Origin of the sequence: Helicobacter pylori, from assembly GCF_014497725.1 — a bacterium.
GTDB lineage: Bacteria > Campylobacterota > Campylobacteria > Campylobacterales > Helicobacteraceae > Helicobacter > Helicobacter pylori_DE.
Genome location: NZ_JACTGF010000004.1, coordinates 89,484 through 110,835, shown reverse-complemented (window position 1 = coordinate 110,835; position 21,352 = coordinate 89,484). Strand labels below are relative to the sequence as shown.

General features: G+C 39.6%; 20 protein-coding genes and 3 pseudogenes. 7 read left to right on the top strand and 16 right to left on the bottom strand.

Annotated features, from left to right (window positions below):
• Positions 1–796 precede the first annotated feature (796 nt).
• On the bottom strand, positions 797–1,027 hold the full coding sequence (locus tag H7N69_RS04845; protein WP_000468328.1) for a YdcH family protein: 231 nt from the start codon (positions 1,025–1,027) through the stop codon (positions 797–799).
• 118 nt (positions 1,028–1,145) lie between these two features.
• On the opposite strand from H7N69_RS04845, the gene alaS reads away from it, so the two are divergent.
• From alaS to H7N69_RS04825, 4 genes and pseudogenes are all read left to right on the top strand, one after another.
• Complete coding sequence (gene alaS, locus H7N69_RS04840; protein WP_187884963.1) at positions 1,146–3,689, top strand: alanine--tRNA ligase; 2,544 nt, start codon at positions 1,146–1,148, stop codon at positions 3,687–3,689.
• Position 3,690: 1 nt separating this feature from the next.
• Positions 3,691–4,263 (top strand): septum formation inhibitor Maf, encoded by a 573-nt coding sequence (maf, locus tag H7N69_RS04835; protein WP_187884962.1) that lies wholly within the window; start codon positions 3,691–3,693, stop codon positions 4,261–4,263.
• Positions 4,264–4,371: 108 nt separating this feature from the next.
• Positions 4,372–4,849 (top strand): annotated as a pseudogene (locus H7N69_RS04830) (hypothetical protein).
• 145 nt (positions 4,850–4,994) lie between these two features.
• Positions 4,995–5,253: pseudogene (locus tag H7N69_RS04825) on the top strand (hypothetical protein).
• Positions 5,254–5,332: 79 nt separating this feature from the next.
• On the opposite strand, the gene H7N69_RS04820 reads toward H7N69_RS04825, so the two are convergent.
• The 6 genes and pseudogenes from H7N69_RS04820 to H7N69_RS08160 all read right to left on the bottom strand — a co-directional run bounded on the left by H7N69_RS04820 (position 5,333) and on the right by H7N69_RS08160 (position 10,633).
• Positions 5,333–6,337, bottom strand: a complete 1,005-nt coding sequence (locus tag H7N69_RS04820; RefSeq protein WP_000534776.1) for a formamidase — start codon at positions 6,335–6,337, stop codon at positions 5,333–5,335.
• 141 nt (positions 6,338–6,478) lie between these two features.
• Positions 6,479–7,606: a glutamine-hydrolyzing carbamoyl-phosphate synthase small subunit gene (gene carA / locus H7N69_RS04815; RefSeq protein ID WP_187884961.1), complete on the bottom strand. Its 1,128-nt coding sequence runs from the start codon at positions 7,604–7,606 to the stop codon at positions 6,479–6,481.
• Complete coding sequence (locus tag H7N69_RS04810) at positions 7,606–8,157, bottom strand: DUF507 family protein (protein ID WP_001237418.1); 552 nt, start codon at positions 8,155–8,157, stop codon at positions 7,606–7,608. The genes carA and H7N69_RS04810 overlap by 1 nt, the downstream gene beginning before the upstream one ends.
• A gap of 78 nt (positions 8,158–8,235) precedes the next feature.
• Positions 8,236–9,483, bottom strand: coding sequence for a glycosyltransferase family 39 protein (locus H7N69_RS04805; protein WP_187884960.1), 1,248 nt, complete (start codon positions 9,481–9,483; stop codon positions 8,236–8,238).
• Positions 9,484–9,486: 3 nt separating this feature from the next.
• Positions 9,487–10,383 carry a DMT family transporter gene (locus H7N69_RS04800; RefSeq protein ID WP_187884959.1) on the bottom strand — a complete coding sequence of 299 codons (897 nt, stop codon included), beginning with the start codon at positions 10,381–10,383 and terminating at the stop codon, positions 9,487–9,489.
• Positions 10,384–10,436: 53 nt separating this feature from the next.
• A pseudogene (locus tag H7N69_RS08160) lies at positions 10,437–10,633 on the bottom strand (hypothetical protein).
• Positions 10,634–10,727: 94 nt separating this feature from the next.
• On the opposite strand from H7N69_RS08160, the gene H7N69_RS04790 reads away from it, so the two are divergent.
• The gene (locus H7N69_RS04790; RefSeq protein WP_187884958.1) at positions 10,728–11,189 is read left to right on the top strand and encodes a hypothetical protein; all 462 of its coding nucleotides are present in this window, start codon (positions 10,728–10,730) and stop codon (positions 11,187–11,189) included.
• Positions 11,190–11,281: 92 nt separating this feature from the next.
• Here H7N69_RS04790 and folP read toward each other — a convergent pair whose 3' ends face one another.
• From folP to H7N69_RS04760, 6 genes are all read right to left on the bottom strand, one after another.
• Positions 11,282–12,424: a dihydropteroate synthase gene (gene folP, locus H7N69_RS04785; RefSeq protein WP_187884957.1), complete on the bottom strand. Its 1,143-nt coding sequence runs from the start codon at positions 12,422–12,424 to the stop codon at positions 11,282–11,284.
• Entirely contained in the window at positions 12,421–13,077 is a 657-nt protein-coding gene (locus H7N69_RS04780) for a DNA polymerase III subunit delta' (protein ID WP_187884956.1), read from the bottom strand. Before H7N69_RS04780 ends, folP begins: the two co-directional genes overlap by 4 nt.
• Complete coding sequence (locus H7N69_RS04775; RefSeq protein ID WP_000788293.1) at positions 13,074–13,616, bottom strand: HobA family DNA replication regulator; 543 nt, start codon at positions 13,614–13,616, stop codon at positions 13,074–13,076. Before H7N69_RS04775 ends, H7N69_RS04780 begins: the two co-directional genes overlap by 4 nt.
• Positions 13,613–14,830, bottom strand: a complete 1,218-nt coding sequence (locus tag H7N69_RS04770; protein WP_187884955.1) for an aspartate kinase — start codon at positions 14,828–14,830, stop codon at positions 13,613–13,615. The genes H7N69_RS04775 and H7N69_RS04770 overlap by 4 nt, the downstream gene beginning before the upstream one ends.
• The gene (locus tag H7N69_RS04765) at positions 14,824–15,297 is read right to left on the bottom strand and encodes an RNA pyrophosphohydrolase (RefSeq protein WP_187884954.1); all 474 of its coding nucleotides are present in this window, start codon (positions 15,295–15,297) and stop codon (positions 14,824–14,826) included. Before H7N69_RS04765 ends, H7N69_RS04770 begins: the two co-directional genes overlap by 7 nt.
• A 160-nt stretch (positions 15,298–15,457) precedes the next feature.
• Positions 15,458–15,748 carry a c-type cytochrome gene (locus tag H7N69_RS04760; protein ID WP_187884953.1) on the bottom strand — a complete coding sequence of 97 codons (291 nt, stop codon included), beginning with the start codon at positions 15,746–15,748 and terminating at the stop codon, positions 15,458–15,460.
• 95 nt (positions 15,749–15,843) lie between these two features.
• On the opposite strand from H7N69_RS04760, the gene hemW reads away from it, so the two are divergent.
• Positions 15,844–16,881, top strand: coding sequence for a radical SAM family heme chaperone HemW (hemW, locus tag H7N69_RS04755; protein ID WP_187884952.1), 1,038 nt, complete (start codon positions 15,844–15,846; stop codon positions 16,879–16,881).
• A gap of 63 nt (positions 16,882–16,944) precedes the next feature.
• On the opposite strand, the gene crcB is transcribed toward hemW, so the two are convergent.
• From crcB to H7N69_RS04740, 3 genes are read right to left on the bottom strand one after another with little or no spacing between them, the layout of a single operon-like run.
• Positions 16,945–17,337: a fluoride efflux transporter CrcB gene (gene crcB, locus H7N69_RS04750; RefSeq protein ID WP_001054935.1), complete on the bottom strand. Its 393-nt coding sequence runs from the start codon at positions 17,335–17,337 to the stop codon at positions 16,945–16,947.
• A 56-nt stretch (positions 17,338–17,393) separates the two neighbouring features.
• On the bottom strand, positions 17,394–18,065 hold the full coding sequence (locus H7N69_RS04745) for a uroporphyrinogen-III synthase (RefSeq protein WP_187884951.1): 672 nt from the start codon (positions 18,063–18,065) through the stop codon (positions 17,394–17,396).
• A 2-nt stretch (positions 18,066–18,067) separates the two neighbouring features.
• Positions 18,068–18,406, bottom strand: coding sequence for a rhodanese-like domain-containing protein (locus tag H7N69_RS04740; protein WP_120921751.1), 339 nt, complete (start codon positions 18,404–18,406; stop codon positions 18,068–18,070).
• A 71-nt stretch (positions 18,407–18,477) separates the two neighbouring features.
• On the opposite strand from H7N69_RS04740, the gene H7N69_RS04735 reads away from it, so the two are divergent.
• Positions 18,478–21,318, top strand: coding sequence for an FAD-binding and (Fe-S)-binding domain-containing protein (locus H7N69_RS04735; protein ID WP_187884950.1), 2,841 nt, complete (start codon positions 18,478–18,480; stop codon positions 21,316–21,318).
• The last annotated feature ends 34 nt before the right edge of the window (positions 21,319–21,352 follow it).

Genomic DNA, 21,352 nt, shown 5'->3' with positions numbered 1-21,352 from the left:
CTCTTTTTTTAAACTCTCTTTTTTTAAACTCTCTTTTTTTAAACTCTCTTTGTTTTAGGGGGGCTTTCTTTTTTGAACCTTTTGTTTTGAACCCTTTTTGTTTTGAACCCTTTTTGTTTTGAACTTTCTTTTTTTGAACTCCCTTTTTAAGGGAGAACCCTTTGTTTTTAAACCTTTTTCTTTAAATTTTTGAACTCTTTTTTTTTTTGAACTTTCTTTTTTTTGAACTTTCTTTTTTTTGAACTTTCTTTTTTTTGAACCCTTTCTTTTTTTAGACTCTCTCTTTTTTTGGGGATTTTGATGAAAAATCTTTTTTCTTTTGAACCCCCTCTCTTAAATCCTCTCTTTTTTGGGGGATTTGATGAAAAATCCTTTTTAGCGTTTTTATATTAGTTAGTGGGAAACTTGACGCTAATTCAAGCGGTAATCTCTAAAAAAGCGCTTCTTTATAATAGGGGGTTTAAGTTGGAGGTTAAAAGGGGGAGAATGGTTTCAAATACTTCCTATCTTTTTAATAAAACAAAACTCCCTTTAATAAAATAAAACTTTAATAAAATGATTTTTACAACAAAATGAGAGTCAAAACGATAAAACTAAAGTTTTAAAAACCCATTTTTTAAAAATGTAAAGAACATTAAAATATTAATAAAGCTTATGGTGGGAGTAAAGTTGAAAGCAACCTAACGCTTTAACCTAAAATCAAGGCATCAAGTCTAACTAATAAGTCTAACCAAACGATAAGCCAAAACGCCCTTTAAAAAGCGTTTTAGCGTGTTTTCACAAAGATGACTAAATCTTAAACATGATCGGATTTTTGCTTTTCTCTATATTCTATAATCATGCTGTGGATTTCATCTTTTAATTTTAATTTTTGTTTTTTCATGTGGCTGACTTCAGCGTCGCTAGCGTTTTGTTGCTCGGCGGTTTTGATGTCGTCATCAAGCTGGTTGTGTTTCTCAAAAATCTTATCAAAATGCGGATTATTCGCTTTTAACACGCTGATTTCGTCTCTAAATTCATGGAACATGGTTTTCTCCTTTATTTTGGATATTTAAAGTATAATAAACTATCTTTTTAAAAAAACAACTTAAAAGAGCTATAAAATAGCTTTAAAGCGCGCGATAAAACGACAAAAAGGAATACCCATGGACATTCGCAACGAATTTTTACAATTTTTTCAAAATAAAGGGCATGAGATTTACCCTAGCATGCCTTTAGTGCCTAATGATGCCACCTTGCTTTTTACCAATGCCGGCATGGTGCAGTTTAAAGATATTTTTACCGGTATAGTGCCGCGCCCTAGCGTTCCTAGAGCGGCAAGTTCGCAATTGTGCATGCGCGCAGGCGGCAAGCATAACGATTTAGAAAATGTCGGTTATACCGCAAGACACCACACGCTTTTTGAAATGCTAGGGAATTTCTCTTTTGGGGATTATTTCAAAGAAGAAGCGATCTTGTTTGCGTGGGAATTTGTAACCAAAAATTTAGGGTTTAAGCCTAAAGATTTATACATCAGCGTGCATGAAAAAGACGATGAAGCCGTTAAATTATGGGAAAAGTTTGTGCCTTTTGATAGGATTAAAAAAATGGGCGATAAAGATAATTTTTGGCAAATGGGCGATAGCGGGCCTTGCGGGCCTTGCAGTGAAATCTACATTGATCAAGGCGAAAAGCACTTTAAGGGGAGCGAGGATTATTTTGGGGGCGAGGGCGATAGGTTTTTAGAAATTTGGAATCTGGTGTTCATGCAATACGAACGCTCTAATGATGGCGTTTTATCCCCCTTGCCAAAGCCTAGCATTGATACAGGCATGGGATTAGAGAGGGTGCAAGCGCTATTAGAACATAAGCTCAATAATTTTGATTCTTCATTATTTGCGCCCTTAATGGAAGAAATCAGCGAGCTTACAGGCTTAGATTATGCGAGCGAGTTTCAGCCAAGCTTTAGGGTGGTGGCCGATCACGCCAGAGCGGTAGCGTTCTTGCTCGCTCAAGGGGTGCATTTCAATAAAGAAGGTCGTGGCTATGTTTTAAGGCGTATTTTAAGGCGAGCCTTAAGGCATGGGTATTTAATGGGCTTGAAAGAAGCGTTTTTATACAAAGTCGTGGGCGTGGTGTGCGAGCAATTTTCTAGCACGCATGCGTATTTGAAAGAGTCTAAAGAAATGGTGATGAAAGAGTGCTTTGAAGAAGAAGAGCGCTTTTTAGAGACTTTGGAATCTGGCATGGAATTGTTTAACTTGTCTTTAACGCATTTGAATGAAAATAAAATCTTTGATGGCAAGATCGCTTTCAAGCTTTATGACACTTTTGGTTTTCCTTTGGATTTAACAAACGACATGCTAAGAAGTCATGGGGCGTGCGTGGACATGCAAGGCTTTGAAAATTGCATGCAAGAGCAAGTGAAACGCTCTAAAGCTTCATGGAAAGGCAAACAAAACAACGCTGATTTTAGCGCTATTTTAAACGCTTATGCACCCAATGTTTTTGTGGGGTATGAAACGACAGAATGTTCTGCTAAAGTTTTAGGGTTTTTTGATAGCGGTTTTAAAGAAATAACCGATGCAAACCCTAACCAAGAAGTCTGGGTGTTGCTAGAAAAAACCCCTTTTTACGCTGAGGGTGGGGGGGCTATAGGCGATAGGGGCACGCTTTTTAAAGACAACGAAGAAGCGGCTATAGTGTCAGACACAAAAAACTTTTTTGGGCTTAATTTTTCGCTTCTTGAAATCAAAAAAGCGCTAAAAAAAGGCGATCAAGTGATCGCGCAAGTGAGCGATGAACGCTTAGAAATCGCTAAACACCATAGCGCGACGCATTTATTGCAAAGCGCTTTAAGAGAAGTTTTAGGCTCGCATGTGAGTCAAGCGGGGAGTTTAGTGGAATCCAAACGATTGCGCTTTGACTTTTCGCATGCTAAAGCGCTCAATGATGAAGAGTTAGAAAAAGTGGAAGATTTGGTTAATGCTCAAATTTTTAAACATTTGACAAGCCAAGTGGAGCATATGCCCTTAAACCAAGCCAAAGATAAGGGAGCGTTAGCGTTATTCAGTGAAAAATACGCTGAAAATGTGCGGGTGGTGAGCTTTAAAGAAGTGTCCATTGAATTGTGTGGGGGCATTCATGTGGAAAATACCGGGCTGATTGGGGGGTTTAGGATTGTAAAAGAAAGTGGGGTGAGTAGTGGGGTCAGACGCATTGAAGCGGTGTGCGGGAAAGCCTTTTACCAACTGGCTAAAGAAGAAAATAAAGAGCTTAAAAACGCTAAGACTTTATTGAAAAATAGCGATGTCATAGCCGGCATCAACAAGCTTAAAGAGAGCGTGAAAAACAGCCAAAAAGCCCCCGTTTCTATGGATTTACCGGTTGAAAAAATCCATGGCGTGAATTTGGTGGTGGGCATAGTGGAACAAGGCGACATTAAAGAAATGATTGACCGATTGAAAAGTAAGCATGAAAGATTGCTCGCTATGGTGTTTAAAAAAGAAAACGAGCGAATCACTCTCGCATGCGGGGTGAAAAACGCGCCCATAAAAGCGAACGCATGGGCTAATGAAGTGGCGCAAATTTTAGGAGGCAAAGGGGGCGGAAGAGATGATTTTGCGAGCGCTGGGGGCAAGGATATTGAAAATTTGCAAGCGGCGCTCAATTTAGCGAAAAATACCGCTCTTAAAGCTTTAGAGGGATAGCATGGAGCTTATTTTAGGCTCTCAATCCAGCGCTAGGGCGAATCTTTTAAAAGAGCATGGGATTAAGTTTGAACAAAAAGCGCTCTATTTTGATGAAGAAAGCCTAAAAACCACAGACCCTAGGGAGTTTGTTTATTGGGCGTGCAAGGGGAAATTAAAAAAAGCTAAAGAGTTGCTCACAAACCATTGCGCTATCGTGGTGGCTGATAGCGTGGTGAGCGTGGATAACCGCATGCAACGAAAAGCTAAAAACAAGCGAGAAGCCCTTGAATTTTTAAAACGCCAAAATGGTAATGAAATAGAGGTTTTAACCTGCTCTGCATTGATTTCTCCCAAACTAGAATGGCTGGATCTATCGGTTTTTAGAGCGCGTTTAAAGGCGTTTGATTTCAGCGAAATAGAAAAATATTTAGAGAGTGGTTTGTGGCAAGAAAGCGCGGGCTGTGTGCGGTTAGAGGACTTTCATAAGCCTTATATTAAAAGCTCAAGCAAGAATTTGAGCGTGGGGTTGGGGCTGAATGTGGAAGGCTTGTTAGGGGCGCTAAAATTAGGGGCTGAAATTGCATCGTTATAAACGCTATTGTTTTATAAACATTAAAACACTATCCACTGACTGATAAACCCCCTTGACAAACAAAAAAAACGATACACTCCAGCATTTGATGTTTAAAGGGTTTCTCGCATGGTGCATTTTATTTTTTCTGTTGTTGTGGTGCTTTTATGGTTGGTTGCGTGGGGCATATATCTCGTGTTTGGGAAGAACTTAAAAAGAGAGATGGAAGAGATAGAAAATTCTGATCCCAACCAAAACAATCCTTTCATTACTGCTGTTATGGGTATTGGAGGAGTGGCTATCAGTATTTTTTTCCCAGATAAGAAACCAATCGTTGATGGCGTCAAGCCGTTGGCTGAGAAAGGTTTGCAAGAGGCGTTTAGAAAAGACAAGCTCACAGAGAGGCAAAAAATTTTAATCTCTTTCTTAAGATTCATTTCGTTATGTTCCATTGTTGCTGCAGCAATGATAGGCTTGTGTCTTATTTGGAGTTTTAATGGGTGGTCTTTTTGGAAAGTAACGGGTTATTTTCTTCTTTATGTGTTTTTTTGCTCCGCTCCAACATTTCCAAGTATACCTAATTAATGGTATATTAGATGACCGATAATTGGTTCATGATAAAAAGCAATGTTTTTAGGCTTATCCCTAAAAGATAAATATTAAAACACCATTCACTAACTGATAAACCCCCTTGACAAACAAAAAAAACGATATAATACAACATTTGGTGTTTAAGGAGCTGTCATGGGGTCTTGGTTTCGTATTCTTTTATCAATCTTGGTGGTGGTTTTGGGATTAGCGCTTACTACCATGCTCATAAATTGGCATGTTTAGCGGGAATGATCTATTGTGGCTATGGCATTATTACAGATTTTAGCGCTCTATCAGTCGCAATGTGGTGGTTGGTCTTTATCAAAAATAACATGGTTTTGCATAGGTTATATCGCTTTATGGGGGCTTACGCTTATTATGGGTTTTCTTACATGCTCTGTGATAGAAGACTATTCGTAAAAATTGATTGAAAAAATTAAAATAGGGGGGAAACTAGAACCTTTTAAGGTAGGTTCTAGCAAAAATATAAGGTTAGGGGTTATTTCCCAAAACGCCCACCGGTGGTAGGGTAGCCATAAATAGAGCCGTCTTTGATTTTCATGTGATCTTCCCAAGGCAGTTTGTATTTGCCGGCCGCTAAGTCTTTGATGTAGGTTAAGCCTGCGTCATGTTCTCCGCCCGGTTTAGCCACATACCCTCTATGGCCTAGGTTGTAAATGTTGTTTTCTAAGCCCCAGCTTAAGCGAGCGTTGTCTGCCATTTTAGGATAGATTTCCCCGGTTACAATCTCCCAAGGGTTGCGGTGCCCTTGAACGAGAGTCGTGCCGTCAAAGTTACAGATTTGCCCTTCGCCAAAGTAGTAAAAGACATTATCATAGCCGGCTAAATTCACGCTCACGGTATACATCAAATTGTGCCATGCGTTGGAGCGGTTGGTCAAAATCCATTGATCATTGACTTGAGTGCTATAGCCTGAAATGCGGATATACACATTGCACCCTTTATAGGCCGCTTCTCTAGCGAGCTCTGGAATCATGCCGTCATGGCAAATGCACACGGCTAATTTTGATCCGCCCGGCCCCTCGCACACAGGCATTCCTAAATCCCCAGGATACCATGGTTCAATGGGATTCCATGGGAATAGCTTGCGGTATTTTAGAATGATTTTACCTTGCGGATCAATGATAATGGCGGTGTTGTAGGGGTTTTTGTTAGAATCAGGATTGCGTTCCATGATTGAAAAAACACCATAAACTTTCGCCTCTTTACACGCCTTAGCGTATAGCTCTGTCTCTTTACCCGGGACGTCTAATAAAAACTCTTCACTAAGCCACTTAGCGGTATTCAAGCCTTGCGTGCTGTATTCGGGGAAAATGATAAGCTCCACTCCCGGATACCCCGCTTTAGTCGCATGCAAGGTTCTGATAATGCTTTCAATGTTGTGATCAATGTCCTTACGGCTGTTGACGATTGGCACAGGAAACTGAATGGCTGCCACTAAAAACCCTTCAATAGGTTTGCCCATACTGCCGATACTTCCCATAATAACTCCTTCTAAAAGTTTTGTCGCAATAACAATAATAATTATTGCGAGAGAATGCTATTGCAAGAGAACTAATTTAGAGTAAATGCGAGATTTTTTGATAAAAAGATTTAAATCTATTTTTAAAGCGCTTTTCAACCTTTAAAAGCCCTCCAACAATCCCACAAATTCCTTAAAAATATAGTAGCTCTCTTTAGGGCCGGGGCTGCTTTCTGGGTGGTGCTGGACAGAGATGATGGGAGCGTTTTTATAACGCACGCCCTCAATGGTGTTGTCAAAAAGATTGCGGTGCGTGATAGTAGCGATTTCTTCAATTGCTTCAGGGACGCAATAGTTGTGGTTTTGCGCGGTGATTTCAACGGCGTTTGTTTCTAGGTTTTTAACGGGGTGGTTGCTCCCATGATGGCCAAATTTGAGCTTGTAAGTAGGGTAGCCTTGCGCGATAGAGAGCAATTGATGCCCTAAGCAAATGCCAAACATGGGGATTTTAGCTTCAATGAGTTGTTTGATTTCGCCAATTTCTTGCTGCAAACTCAAAGGATCGCCTGGCCCGTTAGAGAGGAAAATCCCGCTAATTTCTTTTTTTTCATAGGCTTTAATCAGCTCGCTAGCTTTAGTGTGGTGCGGGTAAATAAGGGCTTTTAACCCCACATTTTGAAGCTCGTTTAAAATGTTGCCCTTAGCCCCAAAATCTAAAACAGCGATAATTTTATGAGAGATTTTTTCATCAAAAGGCTTGTAATCTAGGGTTTTGAAATCAAAAGTAGCGCGTTGGTGCGTGATGATTTTTGGCGTAGAAACGCTAGACACTAGGGGGGAATGAGAAATTTTAGGGGCGTTTTTTAAAATTTCTTCAAGCTTGTTTTTGTCATGCTCGATCGTGGAAGCTACCATCATCAAGCACCCATGATGGCGTAAGGTTTTAATCAAACTCCTAGTATCAACGCCACAAATCCCTAAAACGCCGCGCTCTTTCAAATAAGTGCTCAAGCTAAAATCTGCCCTTGAGTTAGAAAAAAATTCGTTGTAATGGCGCGCTAAAACCCCTGTGCATGAAAAAAAGGATTCATCATCTTTAGAATTAGCACCCACAACCCCAATTTCAGGCATGCTAAAAACCACGAATTGCCCCTTATAGCTAGGGTCGCTGATGACTTCTTGATAGCCGCTCATAGAAGTGTTAAAAACAAGCTCGCCCACTTGCGTGCCGCTAGCCCCAAAACTTTGTGCTTGCAAAAAAAGCCCGTTTTCTAAATAGAGAGAGACCATTATAAAAAGCCCTTGCGCCTTAATTCTTCTTCATAGAGCCTTTCAAACACCAACTCGTATTCATCGCTCCCTACGGGGAGTTTGCGTTTGTAATGCTTGATTTTTTCATGCACTTCATTTTCAATGCTTTCATACGCTTTGGAATAGGTGTCAATGGATTTGTAAATCAAGTTTCTTATCAAATTCTCTGACACGCTAAACATGATCAAATCTTCATCTAAGATTTTATTCAAAATCTGGTGCGACAAATCGTTACACCTTTCTTCCCAAAACAAATGAAAGCCCTCTTTTTGAGCGATCTGTCTTTTAATCATCCAAAAAAGCTGTCTTTCATCCATCCGCATGAATTCTATCTCATCGGTGTTTTCTTCTAAAAGCTCTCTGGCTTGCTCGTCTATGGCGTTTTCTTTTTTAACGCTTTTTTCCAAAATCCCCTCTATCAATTCACACAATAATTCTCTAGGGGCTTTTAATTCTAATAGTTTTGAATGGATAAAGTCATTGGCAATCTTATGGCTTATATGGTTTATATGGGTTAGTTTGAGTCTCATGGTTTTTCTCGCGTATTTTATTTATTTTTAGAGTGTATTTTATCGTTTTTTAGATAAAACGCTTTTTAAAGAATTAATTTAATGGCGCACCAAACTATAGGATTGTAGAATTTTATCAGCGTAGATGATTGTAATATCAGGGCGTTTTTTAGAAATTTTAGCGTTAATCAGTCTTAACCTCCCCCCCTCTTTAATGCCATAGAATTGGAGCCTTAAAGCGAGTTGTTTATCGTTAGTGCGGATTTGATGGATACCCCTTAATTGCAAGGCTGTAGCGACTTCTTTGGCTAAAAAATGCCGATTCAATAATTTTTCATTAGCGCCAGAAATTTTACTCCCCCATAAAAAGAGCGTTTCAGTGAGCATTAAAAGATACAAACTAAAAACGCGCAAATAATACTGCCCCCTAAATTCCTTTAAACGCACCCTAAGGCTATTCAAAACGCTTTTAATGAACAAGGGTAAGCCGATTAACGCTAAGGGGGCGAAAGTTCTTAAATCTATCTCTTGGCGCATGCTCAAAAGCAAAGGGAAAAGCCAACCGCTCGCGCTCATAAAGGCTAGTAACGATGGCTTTTTATCCAAAAGGGCTTTATAGAGCGTATAAGGGTAGTAGAGGAAGAATAAGGGCGAATATAAAAGCATGAGTTCTAAGCATGTGTCTATGAAATACCCACTAGGCAAGCCTTTGTTGAAACTCCCGCTAAAAAGAGCGGTATTCACAATTAAAACCACCAAAGCAAAGATCGCGCTTTTAAAATAGCGTTTTCTTAAAGCGTAGGCAAAAACCCCTAGTAAAAGCGGGATAAACGCGCCGTCTAAAAACGCGCAAGCGCTAAGGGTTAAATAAGGGATTTTTTGGGTTTTGATATACAAATAGCTGACCAAAAGCCCAAGGCTTAACACCAGCACGCTTTTAGCCAATAAAATCGCAAAGAGATTCACTCCAGGCAATAAAGCGTAAGTCAATACCACATAAAGAGCGTCTTTAGGCTTTTTTAAGATCTTTCGCCCTATCAAATAAAATAAAAACATGTTAATGATATGAGCGATCAAAAAAGGCAATCTTAAAGCCAAATCGTTTTGGCCTAAAATAGCGGTGCTTTTTTGAGCGATTTTGACAAACCACACATCGCTATAAAAAAAGTCTTTCGCTTCATTGTAGCTGATAGAAATTTCTTCGCTCATCAACAGCCCCAAAGTTAGGACTAAAAAAACCATGATAATAAAGACTAAATCGCTTAAATCAAAGCTTCTTGTTTTTTTTTCCGGATAAATAAAATAGCGGAAATATAACAGAGCGCTTTGTAAGGGGCTTAGTTGCATGATTTAAAATTTTTTTAATTCTTTTAAAAGAGCGGGTAAGGCAATGAGTAAGCCTGAACACAAGATCAAAGCCACCCCTAAAGAGCTTTTAAGATCCAAAAATGTATCGCCTAAATACAGCCCGAACAATAGCCCCCAAACAATGCGGGTGTATTCAATGGGGGCGATGATTCCAGCAGGAGCGTTCATGTAAGCATAGGTTAAGAAATACTGCCCTAAAGTCCCGCTAATCCCTATTAAAGAAATCCACAAAATGTCTTCTTTTCTAGGGATATGAACGCCTGTGGATAAAAAAGGAATATCAATGAACATGCCCGCTAACCCAAGAAGGCTCATGCCAAAGGCGAACGCTAAAATCACGGCCTGCTTGTCGTAATACTCCCTCAAATCCCTTAAAGTGATATACGCCAAAGACACAAAGATCCCGCTCAATATGCCCATAAAAATTTCAACCGGCCCCACATTTTCCACGCTAGGATCTGAAATCAGCACCACCCCCACTAGCCCGATGCATGCAGAAATTAACGCGCTTCTTTTGAGCTTTTCTTTCAAAAGCAAAGGGGAAAGAAGCACCGTATAAATCGGCGCGCATTGCGAGAAAGCCGTCGCTGTAGCGAGCGAAATTTTTTCAATATTATAAAAAAACGCTAACATGGCCAAGCCCCCTACAACTACCCTAAAAGCGAGCTTTTTAAAACCGCCCTGTTTGTAACTCTTCAAGCGGTAGGGTTTGAAAGGATAAATAAGTAAGAGTAAGAGCGTCATGGTAATGGAGCGGTAAAACACATTTTCCATAGGGGAAAAATAATCCGCTGTGATTTTAACAAACGCGCTCATGATTCCAAAGCATAAGTTCGCCAAGAGTATCATTGAAACGCCAAATAAAATGGTATTACGCATGCCTTTTACCCATCAATAAAGATTTTTAGGGTAGTTTAACCTAAAATCTCTAATTAAGGATTAAAGTTTTTAAGCTCTAAACGCATAAAAGTTGCATTGATTGATAAAATCATGGTATAACAACGCTCTAGGAGTTTTACCTTTTGTTTATCCATTTTAAGCTCCTTATAGAAATATGAAAACACAAAAACACGAATCCTTTTTGAAAATAAACTCCTAGACCCTTTTTAAAGGGTTTGAACGCCACTATTAGAAAACTCTTTTAAGCTTTTGAAATTTTTTCGTCTCATTATGGAATGAATTTTGCTTAATATTAGCGTAAAATTCAATTTTAGGAAATTCACATGGCTGTTTCTTCTATCAATCAGTTTGATTCTAACCTCTATGGGCTTTTAAACGCTAAGAGTGTTCCTAAAGAAGACCTAGCTCCTATTGAAGGCGCAGAAAAAATAGAGCGAGAAAAAAAGGACGCTCCAACAGAAAACCTCCCCTTTAACCCTGACAAGCGAGAGACTTACGGCTTTTTGGTTTTAGAATTGATGAGCGATAGAGAGTATGAGGCTTTTTTAAGGGCTACGGCAGGAATGGATGAGAGCCAAAAACGCCTTGCCGCCCAGTCGCTTTACAGCTTGACGGATTTTTATAACGGGAAATTCTCTAAAGAAGTGGAAAACGCCCCCAAGCAACCGGTGAATGGCTTGCACAAAAAAGCCCTACAAACCTTTAACGCCACCAACCATAACGCTTTTTTGCAACGCTACCAAAACGCTTACAACAACCCTTCGTCTATGGATGTGGTTCTTTGAATGCTAGGGCTAAATGGGGCATTAATCATCAAAAACGCTTTTGAGCGTTTTTTATCACCAACACTCAGCGGGATCAAAACCAAAAATTGGGTTCAATCCGCTTCTTCCAAACTCTTAAACACTTTGATTAAATCTATATGCTCATCAATATCATGCGCTCTTAAAATGCTCGCTCCATTTTGCAACGCCATTAAATGCAAACTCAAAGTGCCAGCGAGCCGGTTTTGAACCTCACGCCCGGTGATAAGCCCGATCGTGTTTTTACGACTCGCTCCCACCAATAAGGGTTTTTTGAACTTAAGAAAATGGCTTAAATGCTTGATTAAGGCCAAATTATGCTCTTTTAATTTAGCGAATCCAAACCCAATATCTAAAATAATATCTTGAAGCGCGTATTTTTCTAAAACCTCTAGTTTTTCTTTAAAGAAGCGATCCATTTCATCAAACAGGTTGTGGTAAAAAACATTTTCTTGCATGTCTTTGGGGGTTTTTTGAGCGTGCATTAAAACGCAAGTGGGCTTGTAATCTCTTGCAACTTCTAGCATTTCAATACTACTAAAACCGCTCACGTCATTAAGGATAGAAAAACAATGCTCCAAAGCCATTTGGGCGGTTTGGGCATGGTAGGTGTCTATGCTGAATTGAGCGCATTGGTAGAGTTTTTGGGATTTGATTTCTAATAAAATTTCTTTTAAGCGATCTTGCTCTATTCTTGGATCAATGATTTCACTCTCTGGCCTTGAACTGGCTGCGCCTATATCAATGAGCGTGATACCCTTTTCTAGTAATTGATAGATTTCTTCAAGCGCTTTTTTGCTACTAAATCGGCTCTTTTCATAGAAACTATCCGGAGTCAGGTTTAAAACCGCCATGATCTGTGGGGCGTTAGGCTTTTTAGCTTTGAGGTGGCTTTTTAATTCTTGCGCTAAATTTTTAAGCCCAAAGGGTTGGGAATGGCACTTCACAATCAGGCGTTCTAATTGGCTAGCGCTCGCAACCAACACCCCATCATAAAAAGGCTCTTTAGCTAAAATAGAATCTCTTGGCGTAGCGAAATCACCTCCAACGCTTATGGCCTCTTGTTTTAAAATCAGCGTTGCGCTTAAGGGCAGGTGTTGGATTTCAAAAACAAAGCTAACGCCTTTTTGATATATATGGTTTTGTGCGATCTTTTCTGGGCCTATTTTTTGCAGAGCGCTTTTGAGCGCATCAGGGTTAAGGCGTTTTACAATCATGGCGTTTTCTTTTTAGATAAAAGGCTTAAAAGCAGGGGTAAAAGATTGTAGCTGAGCTTGTAATAAGAGCTGTTAGCTTTGATCGCTAAATCAAAGGCTTGCAATTCTTGCTCGTTTAAGGGGATCTTATGCCTGTTAACGCTCTCCAACAGGCTTTCAATCCTTTCCCTCTGATTTTCTCTGGAATCAAAATTTTCTTTGTCTAAATTTTTTAAAAACGCATAAATATCTTTCAAATCCAGCCTTGATAAATCCAAATCTAAAGGTTTTAGGGGGATTTTCTGGCGTTTGTCTTCTTTGATCAGGCGGGATTTAATGGTGGCTAAAACATGGTTTGGGCTTTTGGCAAACATGATAAAACAAACGTTATTCGGGGGTTCTTCTAAGACTTTTAAAAGCGCGTTTTGGGCTTCTGTGCCATAACTGGGCGCGGCGATTAAAAAGGCGTTCAGTTCGCTGTGTTTTAAGTGCGCCTTTGAAATAACTTCTTTGGCATGCTCTATTTTAAAGTCCTTGTTGAAAGTTTTGATCACCTTTTTGTCTTTTTCAATAATCTCGGTGTAGAATTTAATGTGGTGCTCAAAAAGGCTTGCAGCCTCTTCTAAGCTCTCTTCAAGATTGTCCGTATAAATAAGGCGGTTGGAGTTTTTCACAGAGTAACCTTATTGTATAGCGCACTAAAAAGCGCGTTTTCAAAGAGTTTGAAGAGTTGCAATAATTTATAATCTAGCAAACTATCATGCTCTTTTAAAAGCAAGCAATCCTCTTTAAGCTCTTCAAAAAGCCATAAAAAACTAGGGATTTTACTCAGTAGTAAGGTTTTTAAGCCTTCATTTTCAATTTTCCCAACATGCCAAAACATGGGGTTTTGATAAGTCATCTCTATGGTGGCTAGAGAGAGATTCGCATCGTTTTTGGGGTAGAAAGAAGAAGCGTTAAAATCAATGACGGACAATAAGGGGCGCTCTTTTAAATCTTTAGGGTTTAAGTTAGAAAGAATGTAGTTTAAAAACCAGTGCCTAGAAGAATCAGTGCTCACCAACAGCGATCCGCCATTAAGCACATGCGAGATGGTTTGCGCGATGAGTTTTGCATAACTTGATCGCTCTAATTCCAGCCACCCGCTTTGTTGGGCGATAAATTCCCCTTGATCGCGCACAAATTCTTTGATCCAGTCGTAGAAATTTTTCATTGATCTAATTGATACACCGCATGCAAAGTTCTAACGGCTAATTCAGCGTATTTAATGTCAATCAAAACCGAAATTTTAATCTCGCTTGTAGAAATCATCATGATATTAATGTTGTCTTTGGCTAGGGCTTTAAAAGCGATGCTCGCTACCCCAGAATGCGACTTCATGCCCACGCCCACTATGGAAACTTTAGCGATATTTTCATCATAATCAATGGAATCCATTTGCGCTAAAAAAGGCTTTAAGGCTTGCTTGGTTTCTTCTATTTGGGTTTTAACGATCGTAAAATCCAAATCGGTTTTGCCGTCTCTGCCGATCGTTTGGACGATCATATCCACATTAATGCGATATTCCGCTAAAGCGCCAAAGATTTCAGCGGCAATGCCAGGCCGATCTTCCACGCCCTCCATGCTCACACGAGCCTGATTCTTATCCAATGCGATCCCACTCACTATAGGGGTTTCCATGCGTTCTCCTTTAAAGTCTTTTTCAGCCACAATGAGCGTGCCTTCGCTATGGTTAAACGAATTGCGAGTCACTAACTTCACGCTGAGTTTTTTAGCTAATTCTACTGATCGGTTTAACAACACTTTAGCCCCCATAGAAGCCAATTCAAGCATTTCATCATAGCTGATTTGCGTGATTTTTTGAGCCTTTTCTTCAATGCGTGGATCGGTGGTATAAACGCCATCCACATCCGTATAGATTTCGCACAAATGCGCTTTTAAAGCCCCGGCCAAAGCGACCGCACTCAAATCGCTCCCCCCACGCCCTAAAGTCGTTGTTTCGCCTTGAATATCAGCGCCTTGAAACCCAGCGATCACCACAATGTAGTTTTTTTCTAAAAGCCCTGTGATGCGTTGGGTGTCAATGGATTGGATCACGGCGTTTTGAAAATGCGAGCTGGTTAAAATGCCTGCCTCCCTCCCACTCAAGGAAATGGCTCTATGCCCATACCTTTCTAACGCCATGCTTAAAGCCGCGCTTGAAATCAATTCCCCCGCACTTACAATCCTATCCATTTCTCGCTTGTTAGGGTTATGGCTAAAATTCTTGCCAAATTCTAAAAGCCTATCGGTTTCGCCGCTCATCGCCGAAACCACCACCACCACCTGATGCCCTAATTTAACGCTTTCTAAAACCCTTTGAGCGACATTGTGGATCCTTTCTACGCTGCCCATGCTCGTGCCGCCGTATTTTTGAACGATTAACACCCTAAATACCCCTCTCTTCTGAAATAAGCAATGACTTGGCGGTACACTTGGCGTTTGAAGGGGACGATTTTTTTAAGCAAATCCTTAAGATGGATGAATCGATAAGCCCTAAATTCTGGCGTGTGTTTGTTCAAATCAATGTTGTTCGCATGCTTTAGGCGCACTAAAAAATAGAGTTGCTTTTGCCCGTCAAACGAATAGAATTTATGCTCCATGTTGCTTGGGAAATCATAGGCGATCCATCTGGGGTATTGCGCCAAAATCTCTATTTCATTCGTGCCAATTTCTTCTAGTAATTCTCTATAAAGCGCTTCTAAAGGGGTTTCACCCTCATCAATGCCTCCTTGGGGGAACTGCCAAGCCCCTTCAATATCTATGCGCTCGGCGATAAAAACTTCGCATGTGTTAGGGTAGTCTGGCGACATGATAATGGCCGCAACATTAGGACGATATTTTTTATGTAGCATAGGTCTTTATTCTAGCTCTTTCTTGTTTGATTAAGATGGTATTATAGTGTATGCTGGCTTTAAGTAGGGTTAAGAATGCCATTAAAATCAAAAATTAAGAAAAAAGGGTTTGAAACTAATTTTAATAGTGCCCAAATAACGCTACTAAAATTAAGGGAGTTTATTTGAGAGTGGGGATGTATTTGGCTAAAGCTTTGATGTCTTCATCGCTTAATTTCTTAGCCTGCGCGGCCATGACAGGATTCTTGTTAGCACCGCTTTTAAAAGCCATAAGATCCTCTTCAATCTCTTTTTCGCTCATCATGTTAACGATTTTGCTTTTACCTAAAGCTTTCTTTTCAAACTTAACCCCATGGCAAGCGGCACAACCTTTTACAAGAGCCTTAACATCGGTTGCCATTAAAACATTTGCGAACGCCAAAACGCCTAAAGCCACAATAACCTTTTTCATAGTCTGTCTCCTTACTTATCAAAATGATCCTAAAATGATACAATTACAAGTTTAAGCTTTGCTTAAAAAATGAAATGAAAATGGGAGAAATAAATATGATTTTATACATTCATATCCCCTTTTGCGAAAATAAATGCGGTTATTGCGCTTTCAATTCCTATGAAAACAAGCATGGGTTAAAAGAAGAATACACTCAAGCGTTATGCCTGGATTTAAAGCATGCCTTAAGCCAAACTGACGAACCAATTGAAAGTATTTTTATTGGTGGCGGCACGCCTAACACTTTGAGCGTGAAGGCTTTTGAAAGGATTTTTGAAAGCATTTACCAACATGCGAGCTTGAGCATGGATTGTGAGATCACCACTGAAGCTAACCCTGAATTGATTTCTAAAGCTTGGTGTCAAGGCTTAAAAGATTTAGGGATCAACCGCTTGAGTTTAGGGGTGCAAAGTTTTAGGGAGGATAAATTATTGTTTTTAGAGCGCCAGCATTCCAAAAATATCGCCCCCGTGATAGAAATTGTTTTAAAAAGCGGGATTGAAAATATCAGCATTGATTTGATTTATAACACCCCATTAGATAATGAAAACTCTTTAAAAGAAGAATTGAAACTCGCTAAAGAACTCCCTATCAACCACTTGAGCGCTTATGCTTTGAGCGTTGAAAAAAACACGAATTTAGAAAAAAACGCCAAAAAACCCTCATGCGTGGACTTTGACAATGTGGTGAGAGAGGCTTTAGAGGGCTTTTCTTTCAAGCAATACGAAGTGTCTAATTACGCTAGAAATTATCAAGTCAAACATAATTTGGCTTACTGGGGGGCTAAAGATTATTTAGGGTGTGGGGCTGGGGCTGTGGGCTGCGTGGCGAATGAGCGCTTTTTTGCAAAAAAACTCATAGAAAACTACATTAAAGATCCCCTAAAACGCCAAGTTGAGACGCTTAATAAACAAGACAAGCGCTTAGAAAAATTGTTTTTAGGCTTGAGGTGTGAGCTGGGGGTTGAGCTTAGCTTGTTAGATGAAAATAAAGTAAAGTTTTTGATTGAAGAAAACAAGGCTTTCATTAAAAATAACCAATTGATAGCGAGCGATTTTTTCATGGCCGATGAAATGGCTTTGTGGCTGCTGTGATTGTAGGCTCTGCTTCAATGGAACATTATGATAAGGATTAAAAAATGCTAAAAAAGCGTTTTTTTAATTAACGCCTATAAAATTCTTAGCCAAAAACCACCCGATAGCTACCCCAATAAGCCCTAAAAGGTTAGTGCCTAAGACATAAGAAATGGCTTCAAAGTATTGGGATTTTTGCAAGAGTTTTAAAGTGTCTAACCCATAAGAAGAAAAGGTCGTAAAACCCCCTAAAACCCCAGTTACAAAGAAAATCCCAAAATCATCGCCAAAAACTTTTTTAGCGGCCAAATGCCCCATAAAGCCGATGACAAAACACCCTATGAGGTTCACGCTAAAAGTCCCTAAAGGGAAACTTTCAAACATTAAAAATTTACTGGGCATCATTTTGCCCACAAAATACCTTAACGAACTCCCTATGGCCCCTCCTAAAGCGGCCCACAAAAAGACAAGATTCATGCATCATCCTTTAAAAAACCATGGAGAGCATTATAATAAGATATTTTTAACATTCCTTAACTTTTCAAATTTAAAGCCAGTTCTAAACACGCTTCTAAGGAAGGCTTTTGAGCAATATAGCTTTGAATGCCTTTCTCTTGTAAATAATGAGCGGTCGTGTTGCCAATGCTGATAGCGGTGTAATTTTCTAAAAATTCAAAATAGTGTAAAAAGGCTTTTGCATGGCTTATGGCGGTGAAAATAAGAACGCTCTTTTCTTGGGGTTTTAAGGCGTTTTGTTCGCTTAAAGTCAAATGTTTGAGCTTGTTTTCATAAACAACGGCTTGTTTAAGATTAATGCCATGCTCTAAAAGAATAGTATCTAAAGGAGAGGCAATTTCTTTTGCCCTGAGATACAAAACGCTTTTTTTTTCTAATAAAGGAAGGATTTCTTTGGCGAACTCCTTGCCATGGGCTTTTTCCCCTATAAAGGCGACTTTAAAATGGTGATCTTGTAGAGTTTTTGCGGTGGGTTCGCTCAAAGCGTAAGCAGGAATGTTTTGTAACATTTTGAGTTTGGGGCTGTTTTTTAGGGTTTCTAACAAGGAAAACACCGCATTTTTAGAAGTGAAAATCAGGGCGTTAAAAGGGGTTAGATCCAATTCTAAAGGATAGTAGCGCAATTCATTTAAGATGAGAGTCTTATAAGGGGCGATTTTTTGAGAATGCACCCATACAATCTCCCTCATGCCTAGTTTTTTTTGCCACTCAAAGAAGCGTCATCATAGACCATTCTAAAGCCGTATTTTTCAAAATCATAGACATTGCCCTCTAAATAATAGGGCGTATAGCCTAATTCATGCATGCTTTTAGCCGCATCTAAAGCCCTACGACCAGCCCTGCAATGGAGCAACACTTTTTGATCTTTGTGCTGGGCTAAAAAATCAGCGAGCTTTTCTTGGTCATTGACGCTAATGAGCGTGGCGTTAGGCAAATGCAATTCTTCATATTCGTCCAATTCGCGCACATCCACCACGATAAAATCATTGAAATTGACTTCTTCTAAACTGATCGCATAATCTTCAAGCATGTTTATCCTTAATTTTTAAAGTAATGTTATGTTACAATGATTTGATAAATAAGAATGTTTAAGGAGTGTGCGTGGAAGAAAATTATCACGCTTTTTTTACCGAAGCGAGCGGGTTTTTAAACGAGCGGATCTTTAAGGATTATTTACGCCGTTTGGCTTATGGCATTGATGCGTCATGTTATCGTTATATCCCCAAAATAGTCGCTTGGGTGAAGAATGAAGAAGAAGTCCAAAAGCTTTGTGTTTTAGCTAAAAAGCATGGCGTTACATTGACTTTTAGAGCGGCTGGGAGTTCCTTATCAGGGCAAGCGATCTGTGATGGGGTGCTAGTGGTGGTGGCACATTTTTTCAAAGACGCTCACATTTTAGACAACGCTCAAAGCATTCAGCTTTCATGCGGAGTCATAGGAAGCCATGCGAACGCTTTATTAAAACCTTACCATAAAAAAATAGGCCCGGATCCCGCTACGATAAACACCGCTATGATAGGGGGGATTGTCGCTAATAACGCTAGCGGGATGTGTTGTGGGGTGGAGCAAAACAGCTACAAAACCCTAAAATCCTTAAGAGTGATTTTAGCTGATGGCACTCTTTTAGACACGGCCAATCAAGAGAGCGTTGAGAATTTCAAAAACGCGCGTAAAGATTTGATTGAAGGGGTTTTAAACTTAAGAAAAGAAATATTAAAAGATAAAGAATTGCATGCTCTAATTAAGAAAAAATACGAGATCAAAAACACCACCGGCTACAGCTTAAACGCTCTCATTGATTTTGAAGATCCGATTGAAATCATCAGCCATTTATTCATAGGCTCTGAGGGGACTTTAGGCTTTATTTCAAGCGTGGAATTAGAATGCGTGAAAGACTACGCTTACAAAACTTGCGCGTTATTGTTTTATGAAAATTTGGAGCGATGTGCCAAAGCTGCTCAAATTTTAGCCGCCTTAAAAGCCAAACAACCCGAAATGATTTCTTCAGCAGAGCTTATGGATTATGCGTGCTTAAAAAGCGTGAAAGGCTTGGAGGGCATGCCTAGAGCGATTTTAGAAGTCAAAGAGCCTAACGCATGCATACTCATTCAAAGCGAAAGCGATGATCCTTTAATTTTAGAAAACAGCATGCAAACGATTTTAAACGCTTTGAATGCGATACCGGTCGTTTTAGATTCTCAAATCAGCAGTGATCCTAACATTTATCAATCGTGGTGGAAGATCAGAAAAGGCATTTTCCCTATCGCAGCGTCAAAAAGAAAAAGCCAAAGCTCTGTGATCATTGAAGACGTGTGTTTCAGTCAAGAGGATTTTGTAGAAGGGGCAAAAGCGATTGAAGGGCTTTTAAAAAAACATGGCTTTAAGGATAATGGCATTATTTTTGGGCATGCGTTAAGCGGGAATTTGCACTTTGTCGTTACGCCGATTTTAGAAAATGGAGCTGAAAGAAAAGCGTTTGAAAATTTAGTTTCTGAGATGTTTTTAATGGTGAGCAAAAGCTCTGGCTCTATTAAAGCCGAACATGGCACAGGCAGGATGGTAGCCCCTTTTGTGGAAATGGAGTGGGGAGAAAAAGCCTATAAGATCCACAAACAAATCAAAGAATTGTTTGATCCTAATGGCCTTTTAAACCCTGATGTGATCATCACAAACGATAAAGAAATCCACACTAAAAATTTAAAGAGCATTTACCCTATTGAAGAGCATTTGGACATGTGCATGGAATGTGGGTTTTGTGAAAGGATTTGCCCCAGTAAAGATTTGTCTTTAACGCCACGACAACGCATCGTTATCCACAGAGAGATAGAGCGTTTAAAAGAAAGGGTAAGTCATGGTCATGATGAAGATCAGGTTTTATTAGATGAGCTTTTAAAAGAGTCTGAATACTTAGCCCACGCCACTTGCGCGGTGTGCCATATGTGCTCCACCCTATGCCCTTTAAAAATTGATACCGGGAGCATCGCCTTAAATCATTATCAAAAAAACCCTAAAGGCGAAAAGATCGCTTCAAAGATCTTAAATCACATGCAAACGACCACAAGCGCGGCTCGTTTTTCTTTAAAAAGCGCTTTCGTGGTTCAAAAACTCATAGGCCCTCACAACTTGGTGAGCCTAACCAAAGGGATTAAAAAATTCATCAAACCTTTCCCTAAAGCCTTTCATTACATGCCCAAAAACAACGCCTATCCTTTAGAAAATAAAACGCTTAAGGGTGGAGAAAAAGTCATTTATTTCAGCACCTGCATCAACCGCTCGTTTGCCCCATCAACCAAAATGGCGGATAAAAGATGCATTCAAGAAGTGTTTGAATCCTTATGCCAAAAAGCCAAAGTTTCTGTGGTGTATTCTAACGGATTAAACGCACTTTGTTGCGGGAAAGCCTTTATCAATTACACCGAATTAACCAAGCAAAACAATGAAAAAAACCATGCGATTTTTTTACAATTAAGCGATAACGGCAAGATACCGATTGTTTTAGACCATAGCGCATGTTCGACGCATTTTATCAAGCAAATGAAAGCTTATAAGGATTTGAAAGTCTATGATTTGAGCGTCTATATTGAAGAAGTTCTAAGCCCAAAATTAAAATTCAACCCCATTAACGAAGACATAGGGTTATACACGATGTGCGCTTTAAGGTTAGAAAATAAAGAAGAGTTGTTGTTTAATTTGGCTAAAAAATGCACTTTGGGCGAGATTGTTATCCATAAAGAGACGGGTTGTTGTGGTTTTGCGGGGAATAAGGGCTTTTTCACTCCTGAATTGAACGAGAGCGCTTTAAACGGCTTTCAAGCGTTTTACCAATCCTATGATCTTAAAAGAGGCTTTTCCACTTCTAGCACTTGCGAGATCGGTTTGAGTGAAAAAACCCAATTCGCTTGGCAGCATATCGCTTATTTAGTGGATGCTTGCACGCTTTAATGGTGTATAATTAAGGACTTTCTTTAAAGGGTAA